We start from the raw sequence: 22758 nt of genomic DNA, 5'->3' as shown, positions 1-22758 counted from the left end.
CGCCCGGAAGGGCGGCGTCTTTTTGTGCGCGGGGCGAATGCTTCGGAGTGATCAGTTGATCAGCCAGCTCAGTACGCTGACGCCCAGCAGCACCCAGATCAGGGTGGCGACCACGGCTCGCCGGCGCAGGGCCGAGAAGGCCTTCCACAGCAGCCACAGGCCGAGCGCCAGCACCAGCAGGCTGAGCAGGTTGGCGGGAATGCCGAGGCCTCCGGCGATGCCGCCGATCAGGCTGCTGGCGGCGTCGTCCAGGCCGTTCAGGCCGGCGCCGAGCGCATCGACGATGAAGCGGATGACGTGGCCGATGAACTGGCCGATCGCGGTAAAGAAATCGTTCATGCGCGGGAGATCTCGAGACGAAGGGCGTCGGGGACGGCGCCATAGGGTACCACGCCCGCCGGGGCGGGCGTGGTGGCCGTCAGCCCAGCTGACTGGTGCGCGAGCTGAGTCCGGCCTCCTCGGCGGCGCTGTCGGCCAGCGCGCGGCCGGCCTCGTCGTAGACGTGGAAGACCGCGCTGGCGCCGAGCTCGCGGATCGGCTCGATCTCCTCGGGATATTCCACCACCGCGGCGATGCGCCCGGGGAAGTGGCGCGAGCGCAGTTGTTTCAGGGCGGCCAGATTACCGGCATGGTGGGGCATGGCCAGCACCACCAGGCGCACCTCGGAGGACATCAGCAGCTTGTCCCAGAACTCCGAGTCCACGGCGTCGCCCTCCAGGGCGTTGAAGCCCATGGCGGTGAGCCGCTCGATGCTCTTGGGGTTGCTGTCGATGCCCAGCACCTGCAGGCCGTACTCCTTCTGCAGGCGACGGTAGACGCCCTTGCCGATGCGGCCCATGCCCAGCACCACGGCTTCGGCGTCGCCGACCTCGATGGGGCGGTCGCTGGGGGTGAGGTCCCGTTCGTCGATCTCGGGCAGGCGCGGCTCCAGCCAGCGATAGAAACGCTCGCCGAAGCCGTTGACCACCGCCGAGGCGGCGAAGCTCAGCGCCACCGCCAGCGACAGCACCACCAGGAAGCGTTCCGGCAGCCAGCCCTCGGCAGTGGCGAGCGCCCCGACGATCAGGCCGAACTCCGAATAGTTGGTCAGGCTCAGGGCGGACAGCACCGAGGTGCGGTGGCGCATGCGGAAACGCATGAACACCAGCTGGTAGAGCAGGCCCTTGAGCGGCAGGGCCAGCACCAGAAGCAGTGCGGTGCCGAGCAGCTCCCAGCTGGGCATGGCGGTCAGGCCCAGGCTCAGGAAGAAGCCCACCAGCAGCAGCTCCTTGAGGCTGAACATCGAGCGTGCCAGGGCCTGTGCGGCCGGGTGAGGCGCCAGCAGCAGGCCGATGACCAGCGCGCCCAGGTCGCCCTTGAGCCCCACCGACGAGAACAGCGCATAGCCCATCACCAGCGCCAGCAGCATGCCGAACAGCATCTGCATCTCGCCGTGGCCCAGGCGGTCCAGCAGGGCGCGCAGCGCCGGGGCCAGGGGAATCAGCAGCAGCAGGCCCAGCGCCCAGGGGCTCGGCAGGGCGCCGGTGGAGGCGGTGAGGAAGACCACGGCGAAGATGTCCTGCATGATCAGCACGCCGATGGCCAGGCGGCCGTAGGCGGTCTGACTCTCGCTGCGCTTCTCCAGCACCTTGACCACGAACACCGTGCTGGAGAACGACAGCGCGAAGCCCAGCAGGGCCAGGGTCGACCAGCCGGCCTCGGCCAGCAGCGGCAGGCTCAGCCATTTCAACAGCCCGAGCAGCGCCACCAGCGCCAGGCTGGAGAGCAGCATGTGCAGGGTGGCGCCACCCCAGACGTCGCGGCGCAGCAGGGTGCGGATGTCGAGCTTCAGGCCGATGCTGAACAGCAGCAGCGTGACCCCGACATCGGCCACCACCTCGAGCAGCGGGGTGGAGGTGAAGCCCAGGGCGTTGAGCACGAAGCCGCCGGCCAGGAAGCCTACCAGGGGCGGAAGGCGCAGGCACATGGCGGCGAGGCCGCCAAGGAAGGCCGCCAGGAGGAAGGCGGGTGCGATCATGACAACTCCCTATGTCGCGGTGGTCGATAAACGATGCGAGAAGACAGACAGTGTAAGGAAGTCATAGAGTGAATGGGATTCATCCATTGAGCATGCCGGCCGGCCGTGAAGCGGCCATGACGACGATCAAGGACAAGGAACGCGAGACCATGGCAATGCTGATCCTCAACGGCAAGTCGGCGCAACTGCCGGCGGTGCGCCAGGCGGTGAGCGCCTGCCGCGAGGCCGGCGCCGAGCTCGCGGTGCGGGTCACCTGGGAGGCCGGGGACGCCGCGCGCATGGCGGAGCAGGCCGGGCGTGACGGCCTTCGGCGGGTGATCGTCGGCGGTGGCGACGGCACGATCAACGAAGCGGTCAACGGCCTGATGCGTCTGCCGGCAGAGGACCGCCCGGGGCTCGGCCTGCTGCCGCTGGGCAGCGCCAACGACCTGGCCGGTGCCCTGGGGCTTGCCCAGGACCCCTTGGCCGCGCTGAAGGCGGCGCTGTCGTTGCCGTTGCGGCCGGTCGACGTGCCGGCGCTCGACGGCCGTTATTTCCTCAACATGGCCACCGGCGGCTTCGGCGCCGAGATCACCTCCTCGACGCCCAAGAGCCTCAAGCGACTGCTCGGCGGCGGGGCCTATTCCCTGATCGGAGCACTGAAGGCCTGGCAGTATCGTCCCTATCCGGTCCAGCTGCGCTGGGCGGAGGGCGAGCGCGAGGCGTCGCTGTTCGTGCTGGCGCTCGGCAACGGCACCCGCTCCGGTGGCGGTCAGCACCTGACGCCGGCGGCCCGCATCGATGACGGTCAGCTCGACGTGCTGATCCTGCGCGACTTCGCCTCGCTTGGCGACATGGTGCGGATGCGTCGCGAGCTTCAGCGTCGCCCCGGGGAGGGCACCTTCGTCGAGACCTTCCGTACCACCTGGCTCAGCATCGAGGCGGAGACCGACCTGCCGCTGACCCTGGACGGCGAACCCTGCCACCGCCGGGCCTTCCGGGTCGAGGTCGAGCCGCACGCGCTGTCGCTGGCGCTGCCGGACGACTGCCCGCTGCTGTCGAAGTAAGCGACTGGCCAGCCGGCCTCGGGCGCGGCATCATGAGGCCATCCTGGCTCAAGGAGACGTGCACATGTTGACCCCGTTCCATCTCGCCGTGCCGGTCCGCGACCTGTCCGAGGCGCGGCGCTTCTACGGCGAGCTTCTGGGCTGCCCCGAAGGGCGCAGCAGCGATACCTGGATCGACTTCGATCTCTACGGTCACCAGTTCGTCTGCCATCTCGACCCCGCCCTCGGCGAGTCGCCCCGGGAAACCCATCGCAACCCGGTCGACGGGCACGGCGTGCCGGTGCCGCACTTCGGCGTGGTGCTGGAAATGGCCGACTGGGAGGCGCTGGTCGACCGGCTGACCGATGCCGGCATCCGCTTCGAGATCGAGCCCTATGTGCGCTTCGCCGGTGAGCCGGGCGAGCAGGCCACCATGTTCTTCCGCGATCCCAGCGGCAACGCCATCGAATTCAAGGCCTTCCGCGACATCGCCGGGCAGCTGTTCGCGCGCTGAGGCCTGTCTTGCGGTGCCCGTCGCCCTTTGGTGCAATGACGTTCGACACCCATCGAAGAGAAGGAAGGCCATGACCCCCTGGAAACCGCTCGTTCTGGCGGTCGCGATCGCCCTGGCAGGCTGCGGCAACGACGAGGGCGAACCGAGCGACGAGACCGCGCCCGCCGGCGATGCCACGAACACTGCGCCTGCCGTCGAGGAGGGGAGTGCCTCCGAGGATGCTGTCACGGCGGCGCCGGACCGGGACGATGGCGCCGACGCGGCGTCCGACGCCGAAGCGTCCGTCGAGGGCGAGGCCGCGATGCCGGATGCCACGGCCGAGGAAGCCGCGCCGGCCAGCGTGCCCGAGACCGCCGACGTCGTGCCCTCGGGCGAGATGGCGCCGCCTTCCGAGCAGGAAACCGAGGCCGAGGTCGAGCAGATCCTGAAGGACACCGAGCGTCGCTTCGAGGAAGCCAAGCAGAATATCGACAGCCAGTACGAGGAAGTCTCGCGGCAGACGCCCGACGAGGCGTCGCTGCCGGAAATGGACGCCGCGGACGCGAGTCAGCTGGACGATGCCCTCGACCCCGAGCCCATGGCGACGGACGGCATTGCGCCGACCTCCGATCCCGAGGTCGAGGCGATCCTCGAAGAGACCGAGCGCCGCTTCGAGGAGGCTCGCCGCAAGATCGACGAACAGTTCGAGCAGGCCGAGCAGGGCGTGCCGAGCGAGATTCGCGAGGCCACGGAGACCCCGCCGGATAGTGGCGACTCGCTCGATGACGAGGCGAGCGGTGGCGATTCGGCCTCGCCCTGAGACTCGAGCGCCCACGAAAAAGGCCCGCCGGACGGCGGGCCTTTTTCTACTCGAACCGCCGGCATGGCCGGCGGTCGATCGTCCTGTCGGTCGAGTTTACTCGGCGACGCGAACGTTGGAGGCCTGGAGGCCTTTCTTGCCCTGAGTCACTTCGAAGGAGACCTTCTGGCCGTCCTGCAGGGACTTGAAGCCTTCAGCCTGAATTTCGGAGAAGTGGACGAACAGGTCATCACCGCCGTCTTCCGGAGAGATGAAGCCGTAGCCCTTGGTGTCGTTGAACCACTTGACAGTGCCAGTTGCCATTGTCGATTTCCTTAACAAACTAAATATTGATGCTGGGTCGTATTGGCCGTTTCACACGGCACGAGCCCGTCTTGCGTGGGCAGACAAAGAAGAAGTGCGCACCGGGTGCATCGAAGGAATCGAAGTACAACTGACGACTTTCTACTTGCTAACCTACGCAGCGGATAGTGCATCAGCGCCAGGGTTGCGTCAACAACGTGCCGCAGTGAAACTGGTGCCTCCGCCCGCTAGGTCAATGTAGCCACTCAGCCCCCGGGCGTCCAGCGACCTCCAGGGCATCGACGAGACTTTTCCATGGAACACACTCGCATCGCCTCTCAGGATACCCACAGCAAGGCCATCGGCTATCTGCTGTGGCTCTTCGGCTTCCTCGGCGCACACCGCTTCTACTACGGCAAGCCGGTCACCGGCACGATCTGGTTCTTCACCCTTGGCCTGCTCGGCATCGGCTGGCTGATCGACCTGTTCCTGATCCCGGCCATGGATCGGCAGGCCGACCTGCGCTTTCAGGCCGGTCCCACCAACTACACCCTGGCCTGGCTGCTGCTGACCTTCCTCGGCGCCTTCGGCGTGCACCGCTTCTATCTGGGCAAGTGGGTCACCGGAGTGATCTACCTGTGCACCCTGGGGCTGTTCGGCCTGGGCGTGCTCTACGATTTCTGGACGCTCAACGACCAGATATCCATGCGCCACGCCAAGCGCGGCGTGTTCGGCGGGTGAGGGCGGCCTGATGTGGTTCGACGCCCAGTTCTGGCCCTTCCTGGTGGCCATCACCCTGCTCAGCATCACCCCCGGCGTGGACACCCTGCTGGTGATCCGCAACACCGCCCGCGGCGGCGTGCGTGACGGCGTGCTGACCAGCCTGGCGATCTGCGCCGGGCTGTTCGTGCATGCCACCGTCTCGGCGCTGGGCATCTCGCTGATCCTGCTGCAGTCGGCCTGGGCCTTCTCCGCGCTCAAGCTGGCCGGCGCCGCCTATCTGATCTGGCTGGGGATCGCCAGCCTCCGCGAGGCGCGCCGCGGCCAGGGGCTGCCGGTGGGGGCGGTGGACGGCGAGCGCCAGCGGGTGCCGGCCTGGCGGCCGCTGCGCGAGGGGCTGCTGTCCAACGTGCTCAATCCCAAGACGGTGGTCTTCTACATGGCCTTCCTGCCCCAGTTCATTTCCCCGGGCGATCCGGCCCTGGCCAAGTCGCTGTGGCTGGCCAGCGTGCACTTCTTGATCGCCAACGTCTGGCAGATCGCCGTGGTGCTGCTGGTCGGCCGTGCCGGCCGCTGGCTGGCGAGCCCCGTGCTCGCGCGCTGGCTCAACGGTCTCACCGGCGGCGTGCTGGTGGCCTTCGGTGCCAAGCTGGCGCTGACCCGGGCGCCAACATAGCGCTGACCTTGGCCCGGCCTAGCGCGAGGCGCTGATTCGCCGGTCCGGTATCCGGCCCTGAATCGAGAAGGCCCGCCATTCGGCGGGCCTTCTTCTTTTCTACTCTACGGCTGGGGCAGGGCACGAAGGTCAGCGGCGTGCCAGCAGCGAGCGGTCGTAGTCGCCCTGGCGCTCCGCCGGCGTCAGCATCGCCACGCCGCGAGTGTTGCCGCCATTGGCCAGGCTCTCGAAGATCACCCGGTAGGCCATCACCGCTTGCACGTAGCGGCGCGTCTCGCGGAAGGGGATCGACTCGACGAACAGGTCGAACTGCTGCGGGGCGTCGCGCAGCCAGCTATCGACCCGGCCGGGGCCGGCGTTGTAGGCGGCGGTGGCGGCCAGGCGGTTGCCGCGATAGCGGTCCATCATCTCGCCGATGTAGGCGCTGCCGAGGCGGATGTTGACCGAGGGCTCGAGGACGCCGTAGCGGCCCGGATCGGCCATGCCGAGCTGGCGGCTGACCTGGCTGGCGGTGCCCGGCATCAGCTGCATCAGGCCGCGGGCGCCGACCGGCGACAGGGCCTCCGGATTGTAGGCGCTCTCGCGCCGGGCGATGCCCATCAGCAGATAGGGGTCGACGTCGTGGCGCCGGCCCCAGTGCAGGAAGTCATCGCGATAGGCCTCGGGGAAGCGCCATTCCAGGGCGTCCCACAGCCCGGCGGCTATGGTGGTCTGGACCAGCCGGGCGGGCCAGTCGCGGCGCGCCGCGTAGTCGGCCATCGCCATGGCCCGGTCGGAGGAGACACGGGCCGCGGCGGCATACCACTCGCTGCTGGCCAGGCCCGGCTCGCCGATGCGCAGCAGCGCCTCGGTGCGCTGGACCGCCGGCATGGCGGCGATGTCCCGGCGGCGGGCCTCGTCGACCGAGGTGTCGGCCCGGTTCAGGGCGTAGGGCTGGCCGAGATGATCGGCGGCGGCGAAGCCGTAGAAGCTGCGCTGCTCGGCGGCACGGGCGTAGGCCGCATTCGCGCCGGCGTCGTCGCCGAGCTGTTCCAGGGCGCGGGCCTGCCAGTACTGCCAGCGGGCATCGCTGGCCTCTTCGGCGGGCAGACGATCGGCCCAGGCCAGCACGTCGGCCCAGTCGCGGTCGGCCAGGGCGACGCGGATGCGCAGCACGGTGAGGTCGGTGTCGTCGAGGCGCGGCAGCACGCCGTCGACCCAGTCGCGGTTGGGCGAGACGTCGCGCACCAGCGAATAGAAGGCCAGATCATGCTCGATCTCGTGACGATGGGCCTCGTCGATGGCCAGCTGTGGCGACAGCCGGCGCCAGGCCGCCAGCGCCGCCTGGGTGTCGGCGCGGGTGTAGTCGTGCATGGCCGCGGCGAACAGCGCCCCGCTACCGCGACAGTCCGGTCCGATGCAGCTCGGCACCCGGGTGATCGCCGATAGATCGTCGTCGAGGCGTTCCAGGGCGGCCCGGGCGCCGGCCCAGTCGTCGCCGAGCTGGCGGCCGAGGTAGCCGACCATGCCGGTCTCGCCGGCCTGCCAGGCCAGGGTGAGACGCTCCCAGACCTGCTCCGGGCCGATCTCGCCGCGGGCGCGCAGGGTGTTGAACAGCGGGTCGCAGGCATCCGGCTGCGAGTGGCCGGCCCGCCACAGCTCGCGGCCGCCCTCGGCGGCGGTGGCCGGATCGCTGCCGAGCAAGGCGGCATAGTAGTGGCACTGGCGCGCGGTGCCGCGGGGCTCGCCATCGGCCACCGCCAGCAGGTCCCGGTAGCGGCCGGCCTCGCCGTAGGCCGAAATGGCCTGACCGCGCATCCAGCCGGCCAGCGGGGAATCGGCGTTGGCGTCGATGAAGGCGTTGACCTCGTTCGGCGAGGTGCCGGGCAGCCGCGCCTTGAGGCGGTGATAGTCGACGTAGCCGGCCAGCGCGTGATCGGCGATGGCGGCCCGGTCGATGGCGGACCAGTCCTTGGCCCGCGCGGCCTGGAGGGCATCGCGCATGGCGCCGTCGCCGTCGCCGGGCTGGGCCTGGCCGGTGGCCGGCAGGCACAGCAGGGCGGCGGTCAGCAGGGGCTTCCAGGGGATGCGGAACGGGGTGTTGGGCATCGTGTCGCCTCTCGAGGGTGCGTGGAGCGGGCTCCCATGGTCGCCCATGGCGCGGCGCTTGAGTAGTGTCGCTCGGGGCCGACGGCTGGCATTCCGCCGACACTCTCCTCATTCTGTAGCGGTGAATCCGACACTCGGCAAGGAGAGCGCTCATGGCACGCCCCGATGGTTCCCCGCCGCTCACGCGCATCAAGCGCCGCGCCGGCGTCTTCCTGCGCATGCGCCGCGCCCTGCGCTGGTTCCCGCCGATGCTGGCCGACGTGGTGCGCGGACGCTATCGACCGGTGCCCTGGTCGGCGCTGCTGTGGATGCTGGTCGCCCTGGTCTATCTGATCTCGCCGCTGGACCTGATTCCGGACGTGCTGCTGGTGGTGGGGCTGGTCGATGATGCGATGATCGTCGGCTGGCTGCTGACCCGGGTCGACCGTGCACTGGAGGGCTATCGCGCCTGGCGCGAGAACGACGGTTGAAAAACCTTCGCCGGTCCCCATATCGACGGTATCCAAGCAAAGGGTGGCCTCGCCACCGCCGAACCGTCGACAAAGGGTCCGCAAGAGATGACCACTGCTACTCGTGAAGAGACCCTCGGCTTCCAGACCGAGGTCAAGCAACTGCTGCACCTGATGATTCACTCCCTGTATTCCAACAGGGAAATCTTCCTGCGCGAGCTGATCTCCAACGCCGCCGACGCCTGCGACAAGCTGCGCTACGCCGCGCTGGACAACGACGCTCTCTACGAGGGCGACAGCGAGCTGCGCATCGAGATCGAGCATGACGCCGAGGCCGGCACCGTGACCGTGCGCGACAACGGCATCGGCATGAATCGTGACGAAGTGATCGAGAACCTCGGCACCATCGCCCGCAGCGGCACCGCCGAGTTCCTCAAGCAGCTCTCCGGCGAGCAGCAGAAGGACGCCCGCCTGATCGGCCAGTTCGGCGTCGGCTTCTATTCCGGCTTCATCGTCGCCGACGAGGTCACGGTGCGTACCCGCAAGGCGGGCACCGACCAGGGCGAGGGCGTCGAGTGGCACTCCCGCGGCGAGGGTGAGTTCAGCGTCGCCGACATCGAGCGCCAGGCCCATGGCACCGAGATCGTGCTGCACCTCAAGGAAGACGCCGGCGAGTTCGCCGACGACTTCCGTTTGCAGAACCTGGTGCGCAAGTACTCCGACCACATCGAAGTGCCGGTGCGCATGCCCAAGACCGAGACCGCCCGCGACGAGGACGGCAACGAGATCGAGGGCAGCGAGACCGTCAGCTGGGAGACCGTGAACGAGGCCACCGCGCTGTGGGTGCGCCCCAAGAGCGAACTTACCGACGACGAGTACAAGGCCTTCTACAAGCACGTGGCCCACGACTTCAGCGATCCGTTGACCTGGAGCCACAACAAGGTCGAGGGCAAGCTCGAGTACACCAGCCTGCTCTACGTGCCGGGCCGCGCCCCGTTCGATCTCTACGAGCGTGACGGCGCCCGCGGCGTGAAGCTCTACGTTCAGCGCGTCTTCATCATGGACGACGCCGAGCAGTTCCTGCCGCTCTACCTGCGCTTCATCAAGGGCGTGCTGGACACCCGCGACCTGTCGTTGAACGTGTCCCGCGAGCTGCTGCAGCAGGACCCGCAGGTCGAGAAGATCAAGAGCGCGCTGACCAAGCGCTCCCTCGACATGCTCAAGAAGCTGGCCAAGGATCCCGAGGCCTACCAGACCTTCTGGAACACCTTCGGCAGCGTGCTCAAGGAAGGCCCGGCGGAGGATCACGCCAACCGCGAGAAGATCGCCGGCCTGCTGCGCTTCTCCAGCACCCACACCGACAGCGCCACCCAGGACCAGTCGCTGGCCGACTACATCGGGCGCATGAAGGAAGGTCAGGAGAAGATCTACTACATCGTCGCCGACGGCTTCAACGCGACCAAGAACAGCCCGCACCTGGAGATCTTCCGCAAGAAGGGCATCGAGGTCCTGCTGCTCCACGACCGCATCGATGAGTGGCTGATGAGCCACCTCACCGAGTTCGAGGGCAAGCCGTTCGTCGACGTGGCCAAGGGCGACCTGGACCTCGGCGAGGTCGAGGACGAGGACGAGAAGAAGGCCCAGGAAGAGACCGCCAAGGCCAAGGAAGAGCTGGTCAAGCGCGTCAAGGAAGCGCTCGGTGATGAGGTCCAGGAGGTCAAGGTGACCCATCGCCTGACCGATTCTCCGGCCTGCGTGGTGCTGCCGGAGCACGAGATGGGCTACCAGATGCGCCGCATCATGGAAGCCGCCGGCCAGCCGCTGCCGGAGGTCAAGCCGATCCTCGAGCTCAACCCCGAGCACGCCCTGGTGGCGCGCCTCGAGAGCGCCGAGGGGGATGGCTTCGCCGATCTGTCGCGGATCCTGCTCGACCAGGCGATCATCGCCGAGGGCGGCCATCTCGACGACCCGGCGGCCTACGTCAAGCGCCTGAACGCGCTGCTCGGCGCCTGATCACGGTGCCATTGTCGTCGCCCTGAAGGGCGGCATGCCGGACGCGCCGATCTCCGCAAGGTGATCGGCGCGTTTCGTTTCGTGCTTTTTTTCCTTTTCCTCTCTTTTTTCCTTCCAGTCTTCCCCGATGCCGTCCACCACGGACATGACCGGAGCGCTCGATGACAGGCGCCGTGGCCTCGCGCCTCGTCGCTTGACCTTGACGTCCACGTCAATTGGATCGACGGATTTTCAAGGACATATCGTTTCCGACAGCGACGCTGTCATGGCCGTCATGCGGGTTGAGATTCCCGCATGCCTAGGCAAGACTGCGGTGTTTCGAAAGTTTCAATAACGCCAAAACGGGAGATCCAACGTGAAGATTGGTGCACCCAAGGAGCATGCCTCCGGGGAGGCGCGTGTTGCGCTGACCCCGGAAAGCGCGCAACAGATCCAGAAGCTGGGACACGAATGCCTGATCGAAGCCGGCGCCGGTTCGGCCGCCGGTTTCGATGACGACGCCTACCGTTCGGTCGGCGTCACCGTCGTCGACGGGGCCGAGGCGCTGTGGAACGCCGCCGAGGTGGTGGTCAAGGTCCGCGAGCCCGTCGAGGATGAGGTCGGCTACCTGGGCAAGGGCAAGACCCTGATCTCGTTCTTCTGGCCCGCCCAGAACGAGCCGCTGCTCGAGCGCTGCCGCGACACCGGCGCCAACGTCATCGCCATGGACATGGTGCCGCGCATCTCGCGGGCTCAGAAGATGGACGCCCTGTCCTCCACGGCCAACATCGCCGGCTATCGCGCGGTGATCGAGGCGGGCAACCAGTTCGGGCGCTTCTTCACCGGTCAGGTGACCGCCGCGGGCAAGGTGCCGCCGGCCAAGGTGCTGATCGTCGGCGCCGGCGTCGCGGGTCTCGCCGCCATCGGCACCGCGACCAGCCTGGGCGCCGTGGTGCGCGCCTTCGACGTGCGCCCCGAGGTGGCCGAGCAGATCGAGTCCATGGGTGCCGAGTTCCTGTTCCTCGACTTCGAGGACAGCCAGGACGGCTCGGGCAGCGGCGGCTATGCGGCGCCCTCCAGCCCCGAGTTCCGCGAGAAGCAGCTGGCGCTGTTCCGCGAGCAGGCCCCGGACGTCGACATCGTCATCACCACCGCGCTGATCCCCGGCCGCCCGGCGCCCAAGCTTTGGCTCGAGGACATGGTCAAGGCCATGAAGCCGGGCTCGGTGATCGTCGACCTGGCCGCCGAGAAGGGCGGCAACTGCGACCTGACCGTGCCCGACGAGCGCATCGTCACCGACAACGGCGTGATCGTGGTCGGGTACACCGACTTCCCGTCGCGCATGGCGACCCAGGCCTCGCTGCTCTACGCCACCAATATCCGCCACATGCTGACCGACCTGACGCCGGAGAAGGATGGCGTCATCCACCATGACATGGATGACGACGTCATCCGTGGGTCCACGGTGGCCTTCGAGGGCGACATCACCTTCCCGCCGCCGCCGCCCAAGGTGCAGGCGATCGCCGCGGCCAAGCCGAAGCCGAAGGAGCCCGAGCCGACGCCGGAGGAGAAGAAGGCCGCCGAACACGCCGCCTTCGTCTCCCAGACCAAGCGTCAGGCGACGCTGCTGGGCGTGGGCGGCGCGCTGATGCTGCTGCTCGGCCAGGTGGCCCCGGCGTCGTTCATGTCGCACTTCATTGTCTTCGCCCTGGCCTGCTTCGTGGGCTTCCAGGTGATCTGGGGCGTCAGCCACTCGCTGCACACCCCGCTGATGGCCGTGACCAACGCCATCTCCGGCATCATCGTGCTCGGCGCGGTGCTGCAGATCGGCTCCGGCAGTGCCCTGGTGAGCCTGCTCGCCGGCATCTCGGTGCTGATCGCCACCATCAACATCGTGGGGGGCTTCCAGGTCACGCGCCGGATGCTCGCCATGTTCCAGAAGTCCTGAGGCCGGAGATCAAGAGATGTTGAGTCAAGGATTCGTATCCGCCGCCTCGATCGCGGCAAGCGTACTGTTCATCCTCTCGCTGGGGGGCTTGAGCAACCAGGAGAAGGCCAAGCGCGCCGTCTGGTACGGCATCATCGGCATGGGCGTGGCCGTCTTCTTCACCGGCCTCGGGCCGGGCATCGGCGGCTACTGGTGGATGCTGCCGATGATGGCCATCGGCGCCGTCATCGGTGCCTACCTGGCGAAGAAGGTCGAGATGACCGAGATGCCGCAGCTGGTCGCGGCCCTGCACAGCTTCGTCGGCCTGGCCGCGGTGTTCGTCGGCCTCAACGCCGACCTGGAGCGCCGCCGCGTACTGGCCAGCCAGCTGGCCGGGGAAGGCACCGAGGGCTTCTCGGCCTTCGCCGCCCTGGTGGCGAAGAAGACCCCGGCGGAGCTCACCTTCCTGCAGATCGAGGTGGTGCTCGGCGTGTTCATCGGCGCGGTGACCTTCACCGGCTCGGTGATCGCCTTCGGCAAGCTGGCCGGCAAGGTCGACGGCAAGCCGAAGCAGCTGCCCGGCGGCCACCTGCTGAACGCCGCCGCCGCGGCCGCCTCCGTGGGGCTGGCGGTGCTCTACCTCAACGGGGCGGGCGTCTGGACGCTGCTGCTGCTGGCGCTGCTGGCTTTCTTCATCGGCTGGCACCTGATCATGGGCATCGGCGGCGCCGACATGCCGGTGGTGGTGTCGATGCTGAACAGCTACTCCGGCTGGGCCGCGGCGGCCATCGGCTTCACGCTGTCCAATGACCTGCTGATCGTCACCGGTGCCCTGGTGGGCTCCTCCGGTGCGATCCTCTCCTACATCATGTGCAAGGCGATGAATCGCAACTTCGTCAACGTGATCCTGGGCGGCTTCGGCGGCAGCCAGGGGCCGGCGGCGGAGATCGAGGGCGAGCAGGTCGCGATCGACACCGCCGGCGTGGCCAGCGCGCTGAACGACGCCGACAGCGTCGTCATCGTGCCGGGCTACGGCATGGCGGTGGCCCAGGCGCAGAACGCGGTCAGCGAGCTGACCCGCAAGCTGCGCAGTGCCGGCAAGGAAGTGCGTTTCGGCATCCACCCGGTCGCCGGCCGCCTGCCGGGGCACATGAACGTGCTGCTGGCCGAGGCCAAGGTGCCCTACGACATCGTGCTCGAGATGGACGAGATCAACGACGATTTTGCCAGCACCGACGTGGTGATCGTCATCGGCTCCAACGACATCGTCAATCCGGCCGCCCAGGAAGACCCCAACAGCCCGATCGCCGGCATGCCGGTGCTGAAGGTCTGGGAAGCCAAGAACGTGTTCGTCTGCAAGCGTGGCCAGGGCACCGGCTACTCCGGCATCGAGAACCCGCTGTTCTTCAAGGAGAACACCCGGATGCTCTACGGCGATGCCCGTTCGAGCATCGACACCCTGGTGCCGCTGATCGATTGATCCGCCCTGCGGGCCGCTCCGGCGGCCCGACACCAGCCGTCAGGACGCCCCCACTGGGGGCGTTTTTCGTTACAATCGCCGGACCATTTCCACTCCCGGGGCGACCATGTCCGACGATCGCAGCAATCCTGATCGCAGCAGCGATGATCGCAGTCAGCGGGTGGCGGTGCTCGGGGGCGGCAGCTTCGGCACCGCGCTCGCCAGCATCGCCGCCGACAACGGCTTCGAGGTGCGCCAGTGGCTGCGCGACCCCGCGCTGGTCGAGCAGATCAACCGCGAGCATCGCAACGGCCGCTACCTGCCCGACTATGCCATCAATCCCGCCGTGAAGGCCTCGAGCGCCTTCGAGGACGTGCTGCCCGGCGCCGGCCTGGTGCTGGTGGCGATTCCGTCCCAGGCCTTCCGTCAGGTGGTGCGTCAGGCGCTGCCCTGGCTGACGCCGTCCCAGATACTGGTCAGCACCACCAAGGGCATCCAGGAAGACGGCTTCAAGCTGATGAGCCAGCTGCTCGAGGAGGAGACCGGCTTCGCGCACATCGGCGTGCTCTCCGGCCCCAACCTGGCCACCGAGGTCGCCGAGCGCCAGCTCACCGCCACGGTGATTGCCAGCGACGACCCGCTGACCCGCACCCGGGTGCAGACGGCGCTGGGCTGTGACTATTTCCGCGTCTATGCCAGCAACGACCGCTACGGCGTCGAGCTGGGCGGGGCGCTCAAGAACGTCTATGCCATCGCCGCCGGAATGGCCGCGGCGCTGGGCATGGGCGAGAACACCCGCAGCATGCTGATGACCCGGGCGCTGGCCGAGATGAGCCGCTTCGCCGTGTCCCAGGGCGCCAATCCCATGACCTTCCTCGGCCTGGCCGGGGTCGGAGACCTGATCGTCACCTGCTCGTCGAGCCGTTCGCGCAACTACCGGGTCGGCTTCGCGCTGGGCGAGGGGCGCACCCTCGACGAGGCCGTCGAGGCACTGGGCCAGGTCGCCGAAGGCGTCAATACCGTGCGCCTGGTGCGCGACAAGTCCCGCGAGGAGGGCGTCTACATGCCGATCGCCGAGGGGCTCTATCAGGTGCTGTTCGAGGGCGTGCCCGCGCGTGAGATGGCGCGTCTGCTGATGCGTGGCGAACAGAGCAGCGACGTGGAGTTCGTGCTCTCGCGCGAGAACGTCCAGCAGGACCATCGCGACACCGGAGGCCCGCATGGCTGAACCGTTGTTGATCATGCGCCATGGCGAAGCGGGGCCGGGCAGCCCCGATGCGGCCCGCGAGCTGACCGTCCGCGGCCAGGAAGAGGCCGCGGGCATGGGCGCCTGGCTGGCGGGGCGAACGGATCTCGACCTCGCGCGCCTGCGGCTGGTGGCGAGCCCCTATCGCCGCGCCCAGCAGACCGCGGAGCGCGTTGGCGAGGCTCTCGGCGTGCCGGCGGAGACGCTGCCCTGCATCACCCCGGACGATCCGCCCCAGGCCGTGGTCGACTGGCTGCTCGAGCAGGACGACGACCGCCCGCTGCTGCTGGTCAGCCATATGCCGCTGGTCGGCGCGCTCACGGGGCTGCTGGTCGAGGGGCGCGGCGATCGCGGTCTCGGCTTTCCCACCGCCGCCGTCGCAGAGCTCGACGCCGAGGTGCGGGCCGCCGGCTGCGCGCGGCTGGCCCGTTTCACGTCACCCGCCGACATCGCTTGAGTGAAGGAAGGGCTGAAACCATGAGCTATATCGTCAACAACCGCATCCATGTGAATCCGGGCTTCGAGGACGCGTTCGAGGCGCGCTTCCGGGCCCGCGCCGGGGAGATCGACAAGCAGCCGGGATTCGTCGCCATGCGCGTGCTGCGCCCTCAGGGCAACCAGGCCCCCTACGTGGTGGAGACCGAGTGGGAAAGCCAGGAGGCCTTCCGTGCCTGGGTCGGCAGCGACGACTTCAAGCGCGCCCATGCCAATCCGCTGCCGGCGGAGGCCACCGCCGAGGGCGGCGGCATCGAGCAGTTCGCGGTGGTCGAAGGCACCGTGGCCGGCGGCTATCGCTGATCCGCGATGCCTGCCATGCCAGCATCACGACGGCGCCCCAGGGGCGCCGTCGTCGTCTCGGGCGGCCGCCTCGGCTAGATCAGTCCGGCCAGCCTTAGCACGAAGACGCCTAGGGTCACGGTCACGCTGGCCATCAGCGTGGTCATGGCGATGATGTTGGCGGTCAGGGTCTCGTCGTTGCCCATGGCCTTGGCCATCACGAAGGCCGCCGCCGCCGTGGGACTGGCGAAGAACAGGAACATCACGCCCAGTGCCGGCCCGGTGAAGCCCGCCGCCACCGCCAGCAGCGTCGCCACGGCGGGCACGGCCACCATCTTGGCCAGGCTGGCGCTGACGGTGGTGCGATAGCCCTTCCTGAGGGCGCGGGTGGAGAGGGTGGCGCCGATGCAGATGAGGGCCAGGGGCAGGGTCAACGAGGCGAAGTAGTCGCCGGTGGTGGTCAGCCAGTCGGGCAGCGGCACCTCGAAGATGGCGAAGGGCGTGGCGGCAAGCACGGCCAGGATCAGCGGGTTGGTCACGATGTGGCGCACGATATGGGCCCAGTCGACGCCTCGTCCTCCCGTTTCGCGGGGCTGGTAGGTGGCCAGCACGATGACCGAGAGCACGTTGTAGCTGAGAATCACCACGCCGAGCAGCAGCCCCGCCAGCGAGATGCCGGCATCGCCGTACATGCCGGCGGCCAGGGCCAGCCCCACGATGCCGCAGTTGCCGCGGAACGCGCCCTGAACATAGACTCCGCGCAGCGGGCGCCGCACCCGCAGCAGGGCCCAGCCCCAGGCCGCGGCGAAGCTCAGCAGGGTGGCCAGGGTGAAGAACGCCAGCATCCAGGGGTCGAGCGTCGCCTCCAGATCGGTCCCGGCCAGGCCGAAAAACAGCAGGGTCGGCAGGGTGCCCCGAAAGACCAGCTTCGATGCCGTGTCGACGAAGGCCTGATCGATCCAGCGAAGACGCTTCAGCCCGATGCCGATGAAGACCATGGCGAAGACTGGCAGGGTGATGTTCAGCGTCGAGAGGAAGATATCGATCAGGGGCATGAGGCGTCCGGGGGTGGCGGCGGTTGTTAAACTAAAGTCGTATATGGTGTCGCCAAATCGATGTGTTGGCTAATAATTTCCCGCTATTGAATGCATGTCTCATGACGCACGTTCAAGTCTCATTGCCCGAAACGGCGGCGGCAGGGCGCTTGCACTTTAGTCTCGACTCATGCCGACTGACTTGCCCTACCATTAGGAGGCTCGATAGTTTTCTATTTTGTGTGATGTATGACATGAGCCCTGTGCCTCGTGTCGCCATGAGCCGGACGCAAGGAGGCATCGGCGACCGTCAGCCTGCCACCCCGGCGGCCTTCCTGGCCGTGCCTGGATGAGGTGCCCGGATGCGCCAAGCGTTCCGTCGATCGACAATGTGGTGGAGCCCGCAGTGATGAAAACGCAAAACCTGGTGGTCGTGCACGAGCTGTATCCGGCGCTCGTCGAGGCCCTCTCCGACGCGTTCAATCTGACGCATTTCACGAGGCTGGTCGACGATCAGGACCGCGCCGCCTTCGAGGAGGCCATGGCCCAGGCCGATGCCTATCTGGGGTCGAACGTGGCGTTCACCGAGGCACTGCTGGACAAGGCGCCCCGCCTCAGGGTGGTGGCCAGCGTTTCGGTCGGTGTCGACAGCTACCCGATCGAGGCCATGCGCGAGCGTGGCATCGTGCTGACCAACACGCCGGACGTGCTGACCGAATCCACGGCCGATACCGGTTTCCTGCTGCTGATGATGGCGGCGCGTCGCGCCGGCGAGATGCTGCGCAAGGTTCGCGGTCATGAATGGACGGCCTCGCTCTCGCGCGAGGACTTCGGCGTCGACGTCCACGGCAAGACCCTGGGCATCGTGGGCCTGGGACGCATCGGGCAGGCGGTGGCACGGCGCGGCCACGACGGCTTCGGCATGTCGGTGAACTATACCAACCGCTCGGCCAAGCCGGAGGTGGAAGACGCGCTCGAGGCCCGTCGTGTCGATCTCGAGACCCTGTTCCGCGAGTCCGACTTCATCTGCGTGACCGTCCCCCTGTCGGCAGAGACCGAAGGGCTGATCGGACGCGAGCACTTCGCGCTGACCCGGCCGCATGCCGTCTTCGTCAACATCTCCCGCGGCAAGGTGGTGCGCGAGGATGAGCTCGTCGCCTGCCTGCAGGACGGTACCCTCCACTGTGCGGGACTGGACGTGTACGAGCGGGAGCCGCTGTCCACGGCGTCGCCCCTGATGACGCTCGACAATGCCGTGTGCCTGCCTCACATCGGTTCCTCGACCTTCCAGACGCGTAATGCCATGTGCGATCTGGCGGTGGACAACGTCAAGCGGGTGCTGGCCGGCGAGGGAGCGATCACCGCCGTTTGAGCAAGACGATGCGTGGCGCTGCTTTTTCTACTGCCGGGCAGACCGATCTTCGGTCTGCCCGTTTTTCTTGGGGGAGCCTTTCCCGGCGTGAGGGTCGGCATCAGGCGGCTCGAGGGGCGCTGGTGCGATGCTGCAGGTGATGCGACTTTAGTCTATACACGACTTTGGGCTTATTGCCAGGCCGGCGCAGGGTGACTAATTTCTCACTTTGTATGATGTATGACATGAGGAACCCGCCTCCTCGTGTTATCCCGAGGCTGACAAGAGGACGATCTGGTGACCTTTACCCGCGAAGATGTCAAACAAGCGATCAGCGATGGACTGCTGTCCTTCCCGATCACCGATTTCGACGCCGAAGGGCGTTTCGATGCCGAGAGCTATCGGCAGCGTCTGGAGTGGTTCATCAGCCACGAGATCTCGGCGGTGTTCGTCGCCGGCGGCACCGGGGAGTTCTTCAACCTGTCCCAGGACGAGTTCCGCGAGATCGTGCGTCTGGCGGTGAAGGTCGTCGACGGCAAGCTCCCGGTCATCGCCAGCGCCGGTCTGAGCGTGGCCACCGGCAGCGCCTTCGCGAAGATCGCCGAGGAAGAGGGCGCCGACGGCATCCTGCTGATGCCGCCGTACCTGACCGAGTGCCCCCAGGACGGTCTGGTGGAGTACGCGCGCCAGATCTGTGACTCGACCTCCATCAGCGTCATCTACTACAACCGTGCCAACGGCATCATGAAGCCGCACGCGGTGAAGCGCCTGGCCGATGCCTGCCCCAACCTGATCGGCTTGAAGGATGGCAAGGGCGACATGCAGGCCCTCAACCGGATCATCCGCACCGTGGGCGACCGGCTGGCCTACGTGGGTGGCGTGCCCACCGCCGAGATCATGGCCGAGGCCTATCTGGCCGTGGGCGTGAACACTTACTCCAGCGCGGTGTTCAACTTCGTGCCCGACATGGCGGTGACCTTCTACAAGGCGCTGCGGGCCGGCGACAGCGACACCGTGCGGCGCATTTCCCGCGACTTCTTCCTGCCCTTCGTCGATCTGCGCGACCAGAAGTCCGGCTATGCGGTCAGCCTGATCAAGGCCGGTGCCGAGATCATTGGGCGTCCCGCCGGCAGCGTTCGCGCGCCGCTCGAGATGCCGAATGCCGAGGAACGGGAACGACTGGCTACGCTGGTCGAGACCGCCAAGGGCTACTAAGAGCAAGAGCCCGAACTTCACCCACTCTCAACAATGACAGCGAAGAGGTGAAACATGAGCATGCCCAGCATCTGCAAGACACTCGGAACCTCCGTCCTGATGGCCGGCATGGCGTTCGGCAGTGCCGCCGCCATGGCCGCCGACGGTCCGCTGCGCGGCAACGTGCGCGTGGTGATCGGCTCGACCTCCACGGGCGGTGATACTTACCAGAACTCCAGCATCGTCGCCGATGCCCTGGCCGAGCACCTCGACATCAACATGAAGGTGGATGCCGTCGGTGCGAGCTCGGCTTTCCGCTTTCTGGATCGCGATGCGCGCGGCAACACCCTGATGATCTTCCACGATCAGTCCTACCTCGGAAACCTGTACGGCGTTCAGGGGTACGACGACATCTTCGAGAAGTACACCATCGGGCCGACCGTCGCCATCAACCCGGGCAATGCCTACCTGGTGCCCAAGGACTCGCCCTACGAGACCCTGGACGACGTGATCGCGGCGGTCGGTAACGGTGAGGAAGTGCGTGTCGCCATCCAGCCCGGCGGCGTCTCGGAAATCGGCTTCAGCGCCCTGAAGAATGCCATCGCCATCGAGCATCCGGGCATGGAAGACAACCTGGTGGCCGTCAACACCGGCTCTCAGGCCGACAAGAACCAGCAGCTCTTCGATGACCAGGCCGACATGATCAATGGCACCGTGCAGGCCAACGAGCAGTACACGCGCCTGCCGGAAGACGACCAGAAGGCCATGCGCTTCCTGTGGCTGACCGCGCGTCAGGGCACCATCGAACAGGCGCCGGAAGACGGTCTCGGCCAGACCACTCGCGAGCAGCTGCTGCAGTACGTCGAGCCCAATGTGTCCGTGCCGATGGGCAACGGCAACAACTTCACCTTCGATAAGGAATTCTTCTTCCTTTACAACAAGGACATGGATCAGGCCATCGTCGACCAGATCGACCAGGCGCTCGCCGAGATCTATGCCGAAGGTGAGATCCAGGAGACCCAGAAGAACTCCTTCTTCATTCCCAACTTCAAGCCGTCCGACGAAGCCGCCCAGTATCTGGAGACCAAGATGTCCGTCTACGAGGACATCATCACCAACATCCAGTAAGGCAGGGTCGCCGGCGGGGAAGCCCGCCGGCGCTCGCGGCTGCTGCTTCATTCCCATAACGATCGAAAGGCCGCCTGACGAGAGCCTTCACCGGAGCCGCCATGGAATCAGGACTGTCATCCCTGCTGAGTGTCTCGATCGACTTCGAGACCTCCCATCTGTTCTTCCCCCATATCATTCACTGGGTGATGGGCATCCTCTTCGCCCTGGTCCTGGTGCTCAACGTCGTGCCTTTCCTCGCCGCCGTCAGGCGAGGTGACAGGACGCTGCCGATCCTCGGCGAGTCCATGGACAAGTTCCGCTTCTTCGGCACCCTGGCGCTGATCTCCGCCTATTTCTATCTGATGGCGGTGGTCGGCAACGTCTTCCCCTATACGGGCTACGGCTTTTTGTTCGTGTCGATGCCTTTTCTCTTCCTGATGTCGCTGATGTACATGCACACCAGGACCCGGCGCAAGGTCCTCACGGCCGGCATCAACGCGCTCGTGGCACCGACGCTGGCGTGGTTCATCCTCGCCAAGCTGTTCCAGATCACCCTGCCGTAGCGGAGTCCTTCCCATGCTCGATATCCTGTCGCTACTCGATATCACCTTCTTCCTGCTGGCGGCCCTGGGGGCCCTGGTCGGCATCGTCTTCGGTGCCATCCCCGGGATGACCGCGACCATGGCCGTGGCGGTGTGTCTGCCGCTTACCTACGCGCTCGGGCTCAACCACGGCCTAGCGCTGCTGCTGGGCCTCTATGTGGGCGGCATCTCCGGCGGCATGGTGCCGGCCGTGCTGCTCAACATTCCCGGCACGCCGTCGTCCATCACCACCACCTTCGACGGCTTCCCCATGGCCCAGAAGGGTGAGGGCGAACGCGCCCTGCGGGTCTGCGTGGTGGCCTCGCTGGTCGGCGGACTCATCAGCGCCGCCGTGCTGTTCCTGTTCGCGCCGCTGCTGGCCGAGTTCTCGATCAAGTTCTCCTACGTCGAGAAGTTCCTGATCATCCTGCTGGCGCTGACCGTCATCGCCTCCATGTCGCGCAACATGCTGGTGGGCATCTTCAGCGGCGTGCTGGGCATCTGGCTGAGCCTGATCGGTACCTACAGCATTTCCGACGGCGGCAACGGCCATACCCGTCTGATGTTCGACTTCCTCGAGCCCTACCTCTTCGAGGGCTTCTCCCTGCTGCCGGTGCTGATCGGCATCTTCGGCATCGCCACCATCCTTCTCGAGGCGGAGGAGGGCATCAAGGGCGGCCTGGGCGGCAAGCACGTCAAGTTCGGCAAGGGCGGCGGTTTCTCCTTCGGCATCTTCAGGGGCCGGCTGACCAACCTGGTGCGTTCCTCCTTCATCGGGACCTTCGTCGGCATGCTGCCGGGCGTCGGCGGCAGCGCCGCCTCGGTGCTGGCCTACACCCAGGAGAAGAACCTCTCGCGCGACTCCGACGAGATGGGCAAGGGCGCTCCCCAGGGGCTGATCGCTTCCGAGTCGGCCAACAACGCCCTGACCGGCGGTGCGTTGATCCCCCTGCTGTCGCTGGGCATTCCGGGAGATTCCACCACGGCGGTGTTGATCGGCGCCTTCACGCTCCAGGGCATCCAGGTCGGGCCGCTGTTCATCCCGGAGAACGCCGACACCTGGTACGTGATGATGACCGCCCTGGTGTTCGCCAACATCGTGATGTTCTTCCTGATGTTCTATGCCATCAAGCACATCGCCAAGGTGGTGCTGGTGCCCAAGTACATCCTCTACCCGATCATCGTGATGATGTGCGTGGTCGGTGCCTATGCGATCAACTACGGCATCATGTTCGACGTCTGGACCCTGCTGATCTTCGGCGTGCTGGGCTACCTGATCCAGAAGGTCGGCCTCGAGGTCGCCCCGCTGATCATCGGCTTCATCCTCGGTGGCCAGGCGGAGATCTACTTCGTTAAGAGCCTGGAATCGGCCGGTAGCTACGGCATCTTCTTCACCAAGAGCCCGATCGCCGTGGTGCTGTGGGGATTGATCGCCGCCTCCGTGGCCTTCTCGGTGATCATGAGCCTGAAGAGTCGCGCCCACCGCCGCATGGAGAGCCCCCAATGAGTGCCACGCA

General features: G+C 66.9%; 23 protein-coding genes. 17 read left to right on the top strand and 6 right to left on the bottom strand.

Translation table 11 applies throughout. The features are described from left to right. Positions 1-51 precede the first annotated feature (51 nt). Both QWG60_RS12840 and QWG60_RS12835 read right to left on the bottom strand, forming a co-directional pair. Entirely contained in the window at positions 52-339 is a 288-nt protein-coding gene (locus QWG60_RS12840) for a hypothetical protein (RefSeq protein WP_046078168.1), read from the bottom strand. A 79-nt stretch (positions 340-418) separates the two neighbouring features. Next, on the bottom strand, positions 419-2017 hold the full coding sequence (locus QWG60_RS12835) for a cation:proton antiporter family protein (protein WP_173835015.1): 1599 nt from the start codon (positions 2015-2017) through the stop codon (positions 419-421). A gap of 116 nt (positions 2018-2133) precedes the next feature. Here QWG60_RS12835 and yegS point away from each other — a divergent pair, with 116 nt between their 5' ends. From yegS to QWG60_RS12820, 3 genes are all read left to right on the top strand, one after another. After that, positions 2134-3063: a lipid kinase YegS gene (gene yegS, locus QWG60_RS12830; RefSeq protein ID WP_246124660.1), complete on the top strand. Its 930-nt coding sequence runs from the start codon at positions 2134-2136 to the stop codon at positions 3061-3063. A 64-nt stretch (positions 3064-3127) separates the two neighbouring features. Next, positions 3128-3556: a VOC family protein gene (locus tag QWG60_RS12825; RefSeq protein WP_202020700.1), complete on the top strand. Its 429-nt coding sequence runs from the start codon at positions 3128-3130 to the stop codon at positions 3554-3556. 70 nt (positions 3557-3626) lie between these two features. Next, on the top strand, positions 3627-4355 hold the full coding sequence (locus QWG60_RS12820) for a hypothetical protein (protein ID WP_146908462.1): 729 nt from the start codon (positions 3627-3629) through the stop codon (positions 4353-4355). Between the two features lie 96 nt (positions 4356-4451). Here the strand turns inward: QWG60_RS12820 and QWG60_RS12815 are convergent, their stop codons facing one another. Continuing rightward, complete coding sequence (locus tag QWG60_RS12815; RefSeq protein WP_016853765.1) at positions 4452-4658, bottom strand: cold-shock protein; 207 nt, start codon at positions 4656-4658, stop codon at positions 4452-4454. A gap of 294 nt (positions 4659-4952) precedes the next feature. On the opposite strand from QWG60_RS12815, the gene QWG60_RS12810 reads away from it, so the two are divergent. Both QWG60_RS12810 and QWG60_RS12805 read left to right on the top strand, forming a co-directional pair. Then, positions 4953-5378, top strand: coding sequence for an NINE protein (locus tag QWG60_RS12810; RefSeq protein WP_035593112.1), 426 nt, complete (start codon positions 4953-4955; stop codon positions 5376-5378). A 10-nt stretch (positions 5379-5388) separates the two neighbouring features. Further along, a complete protein-coding gene (locus QWG60_RS12805) occupies positions 5389-6033 on the top strand; it encodes a LysE family translocator (protein ID WP_146908460.1) in 645 nt (214 codons plus the stop codon). A gap of 129 nt (positions 6034-6162) precedes the next feature. On the opposite strand, the gene QWG60_RS12800 is transcribed toward QWG60_RS12805, so the two are convergent. Continuing rightward, positions 6163-8121 (bottom strand): transglycosylase SLT domain-containing protein, encoded by a 1959-nt coding sequence (locus tag QWG60_RS12800; RefSeq protein ID WP_146908458.1) that lies wholly within the window; start codon positions 8119-8121, stop codon positions 6163-6165. Positions 8122-8273: 152 nt separating this feature from the next. On the opposite strand from QWG60_RS12800, the gene QWG60_RS12795 reads away from it, so the two are divergent. Both QWG60_RS12795 and htpG read left to right on the top strand, forming a co-directional pair. Continuing rightward, a complete protein-coding gene (locus QWG60_RS12795; RefSeq protein ID WP_046078924.1) occupies positions 8274-8591 on the top strand; it encodes a YkvA family protein in 318 nt (105 codons plus the stop codon). Positions 8592-8678: 87 nt separating this feature from the next. Next, complete coding sequence (gene htpG, locus QWG60_RS12790; protein ID WP_046078925.1) at positions 8679-10583, top strand: molecular chaperone HtpG; 1905 nt, start codon at positions 8679-8681, stop codon at positions 10581-10583. Here htpG and QWG60_RS12785 read toward each other — a convergent pair whose 3' ends face one another. After that, the gene (locus QWG60_RS12785; RefSeq protein WP_161796804.1) at positions 10584-10730 is read right to left on the bottom strand and encodes a hypothetical protein; all 147 of its coding nucleotides are present in this window, start codon (positions 10728-10730) and stop codon (positions 10584-10586) included. A 208-nt stretch (positions 10731-10938) separates the two neighbouring features. Between QWG60_RS12785 and QWG60_RS12780 the strand changes: the two genes are divergently transcribed. The 5 genes from QWG60_RS12780 to QWG60_RS12760 all read left to right on the top strand — a co-directional run bounded on the left by QWG60_RS12780 (position 10939) and on the right by QWG60_RS12760 (position 15992). Next, the gene (locus QWG60_RS12780; RefSeq protein ID WP_146908456.1) at positions 10939-12510 is read left to right on the top strand and encodes a Re/Si-specific NAD(P)(+) transhydrogenase subunit alpha; all 1572 of its coding nucleotides are present in this window, start codon (positions 10939-10941) and stop codon (positions 12508-12510) included. 16 nt (positions 12511-12526) lie between these two features. Then, positions 12527-13969 carry an NAD(P)(+) transhydrogenase (Re/Si-specific) subunit beta gene (locus tag QWG60_RS12775; RefSeq protein ID WP_046078927.1) on the top strand — a complete coding sequence of 481 codons (1443 nt, stop codon included), beginning with the start codon at positions 12527-12529 and terminating at the stop codon, positions 13967-13969. 106 nt (positions 13970-14075) lie between these two features. Further along, the gene (locus tag QWG60_RS12770; RefSeq protein WP_046078928.1) at positions 14076-15176 is read left to right on the top strand and encodes an NAD(P)H-dependent glycerol-3-phosphate dehydrogenase; all 1101 of its coding nucleotides are present in this window, start codon (positions 14076-14078) and stop codon (positions 15174-15176) included. Next, a complete protein-coding gene (gene sixA, locus QWG60_RS12765) occupies positions 15169-15651 on the top strand; it encodes a phosphohistidine phosphatase SixA (RefSeq protein ID WP_046078929.1) in 483 nt (160 codons plus the stop codon). Before QWG60_RS12770 ends, sixA begins: the two co-directional genes overlap by 8 nt. Before the next feature lie 20 nt (positions 15652-15671). After that, positions 15672-15992 carry an antibiotic biosynthesis monooxygenase family protein gene (locus QWG60_RS12760; protein WP_046078930.1) on the top strand — a complete coding sequence of 107 codons (321 nt, stop codon included), beginning with the start codon at positions 15672-15674 and terminating at the stop codon, positions 15990-15992. 74 nt (positions 15993-16066) lie between these two features. On the opposite strand, the gene QWG60_RS12755 is transcribed toward QWG60_RS12760, so the two are convergent. Then, a complete protein-coding gene (locus QWG60_RS12755; RefSeq protein WP_046078931.1) occupies positions 16067-17026 on the bottom strand; it encodes an AEC family transporter in 960 nt (319 codons plus the stop codon). A 388-nt stretch (positions 17027-17414) separates the two neighbouring features. Between QWG60_RS12755 and QWG60_RS12750 the strand changes: the two genes are divergently transcribed. The 5 genes from QWG60_RS12750 (at position 17415) to QWG60_RS12730 (ending at position 22748) form a co-directional block, all read left to right on the top strand. Beyond that, a complete protein-coding gene (locus QWG60_RS12750) occupies positions 17415-18377 on the top strand; it encodes a 2-hydroxyacid dehydrogenase (RefSeq protein ID WP_046078932.1) in 963 nt (320 codons plus the stop codon). 276 nt (positions 18378-18653) lie between these two features. Next, complete coding sequence (gene kdgD, locus QWG60_RS12745; protein WP_146908453.1) at positions 18654-19571, top strand: 5-dehydro-4-deoxyglucarate dehydratase; 918 nt, start codon at positions 18654-18656, stop codon at positions 19569-19571. A 54-nt stretch (positions 19572-19625) separates the two neighbouring features. Beyond that, the gene (locus QWG60_RS12740) at positions 19626-20678 is read left to right on the top strand and encodes a type 2 periplasmic-binding domain-containing protein (protein WP_046078936.1); all 1053 of its coding nucleotides are present in this window, start codon (positions 19626-19628) and stop codon (positions 20676-20678) included. Positions 20679-20779: 101 nt separating this feature from the next. Further along, a complete protein-coding gene (locus tag QWG60_RS12735) occupies positions 20780-21223 on the top strand; it encodes a tripartite tricarboxylate transporter TctB family protein (protein ID WP_035593085.1) in 444 nt (147 codons plus the stop codon). 13 nt (positions 21224-21236) lie between these two features. Continuing rightward, entirely contained in the window at positions 21237-22748 is a 1512-nt protein-coding gene (locus QWG60_RS12730) for a tripartite tricarboxylate transporter permease (protein ID WP_046078937.1), read from the top strand. Positions 22749-22758 lie beyond the last annotated feature (10 nt).

This window comes from Halomonas halophila, from assembly GCF_030406665.1.
In the GTDB taxonomy this organism is placed as follows: Bacteria; Pseudomonadota; Gammaproteobacteria; order Pseudomonadales; family Halomonadaceae; genus Halomonas; species Halomonas halophila.
This window is presented reverse-complemented; position numbering and strand designations above follow the sequence as displayed.

Excerpts from the sequence above, each read along its gene's own strand:
- QWG60_RS12840 (WP_046078168.1), bottom strand. The coding sequence starts at position 339 with ATGAACGATTTCTTTACCGCGATCGGCCAGTTCATCGGCCACGTCATC.
- QWG60_RS12835 (WP_173835015.1), bottom strand. The coding sequence starts at position 2,017 with ATGATCGCACCCGCCTTCCTCCTGGCGGCCTTCCTTGGCGGCCTCGCC.
- yegS (WP_246124660.1), top strand. The coding sequence starts at position 2,134 with ATGACGACGATCAAGGACAAGGAACGCGAGACCATGGCAATGCTGATC.
- QWG60_RS12825 (WP_202020700.1), top strand. The coding sequence starts at position 3,128 with ATGTTGACCCCGTTCCATCTCGCCGTGCCGGTCCGCGACCTGTCCGAG.
- QWG60_RS12820 (WP_146908462.1), top strand. The coding sequence starts at position 3,627 with ATGACCCCCTGGAAACCGCTCGTTCTGGCGGTCGCGATCGCCCTGGCA.
- QWG60_RS12815 (WP_016853765.1), bottom strand. The coding sequence starts at position 4,658 with ATGGCAACTGGCACTGTCAAGTGGTTCAACGACACCAAGGGCTACGGC.
- QWG60_RS12810 (WP_035593112.1), top strand. The coding sequence starts at position 4,953 with ATGGAACACACTCGCATCGCCTCTCAGGATACCCACAGCAAGGCCATC.
- QWG60_RS12805 (WP_146908460.1), top strand. The coding sequence starts at position 5,389 with ATGTGGTTCGACGCCCAGTTCTGGCCCTTCCTGGTGGCCATCACCCTG.
- QWG60_RS12800 (WP_146908458.1), bottom strand. The coding sequence starts at position 8,121 with ATGCCCAACACCCCGTTCCGCATCCCCTGGAAGCCCCTGCTGACCGCC.
- QWG60_RS12795 (WP_046078924.1), top strand. The coding sequence starts at position 8,274 with ATGGCACGCCCCGATGGTTCCCCGCCGCTCACGCGCATCAAGCGCCGC.
- htpG (WP_046078925.1), top strand. The coding sequence starts at position 8,679 with ATGACCACTGCTACTCGTGAAGAGACCCTCGGCTTCCAGACCGAGGTC.
- QWG60_RS12785 (WP_161796804.1), bottom strand. The coding sequence starts at position 10,730 with ATGTCCGTGGTGGACGGCATCGGGGAAGACTGGAAGGAAAAAAGAGAG.
- QWG60_RS12775 (WP_046078927.1), top strand. The coding sequence starts at position 12,527 with ATGTTGAGTCAAGGATTCGTATCCGCCGCCTCGATCGCGGCAAGCGTA.
- QWG60_RS12770 (WP_046078928.1), top strand. The coding sequence starts at position 14,076 with ATGTCCGACGATCGCAGCAATCCTGATCGCAGCAGCGATGATCGCAGT.
- sixA (WP_046078929.1), top strand. The coding sequence starts at position 15,169 with ATGGCTGAACCGTTGTTGATCATGCGCCATGGCGAAGCGGGGCCGGGC.
- QWG60_RS12760 (WP_046078930.1), top strand. The coding sequence starts at position 15,672 with ATGAGCTATATCGTCAACAACCGCATCCATGTGAATCCGGGCTTCGAG.
- QWG60_RS12755 (WP_046078931.1), bottom strand. The coding sequence starts at position 17,026 with ATGCCCCTGATCGATATCTTCCTCTCGACGCTGAACATCACCCTGCCA.
- QWG60_RS12750 (WP_046078932.1), top strand. The coding sequence starts at position 17,415 with ATGAAAACGCAAAACCTGGTGGTCGTGCACGAGCTGTATCCGGCGCTC.
- QWG60_RS12740 (WP_046078936.1), top strand. The coding sequence starts at position 19,626 with ATGAGCATGCCCAGCATCTGCAAGACACTCGGAACCTCCGTCCTGATG.
- QWG60_RS12735 (WP_035593085.1), top strand. The coding sequence starts at position 20,780 with ATGGAATCAGGACTGTCATCCCTGCTGAGTGTCTCGATCGACTTCGAG.
- QWG60_RS12730 (WP_046078937.1), top strand. The coding sequence starts at position 21,237 with ATGCTCGATATCCTGTCGCTACTCGATATCACCTTCTTCCTGCTGGCG.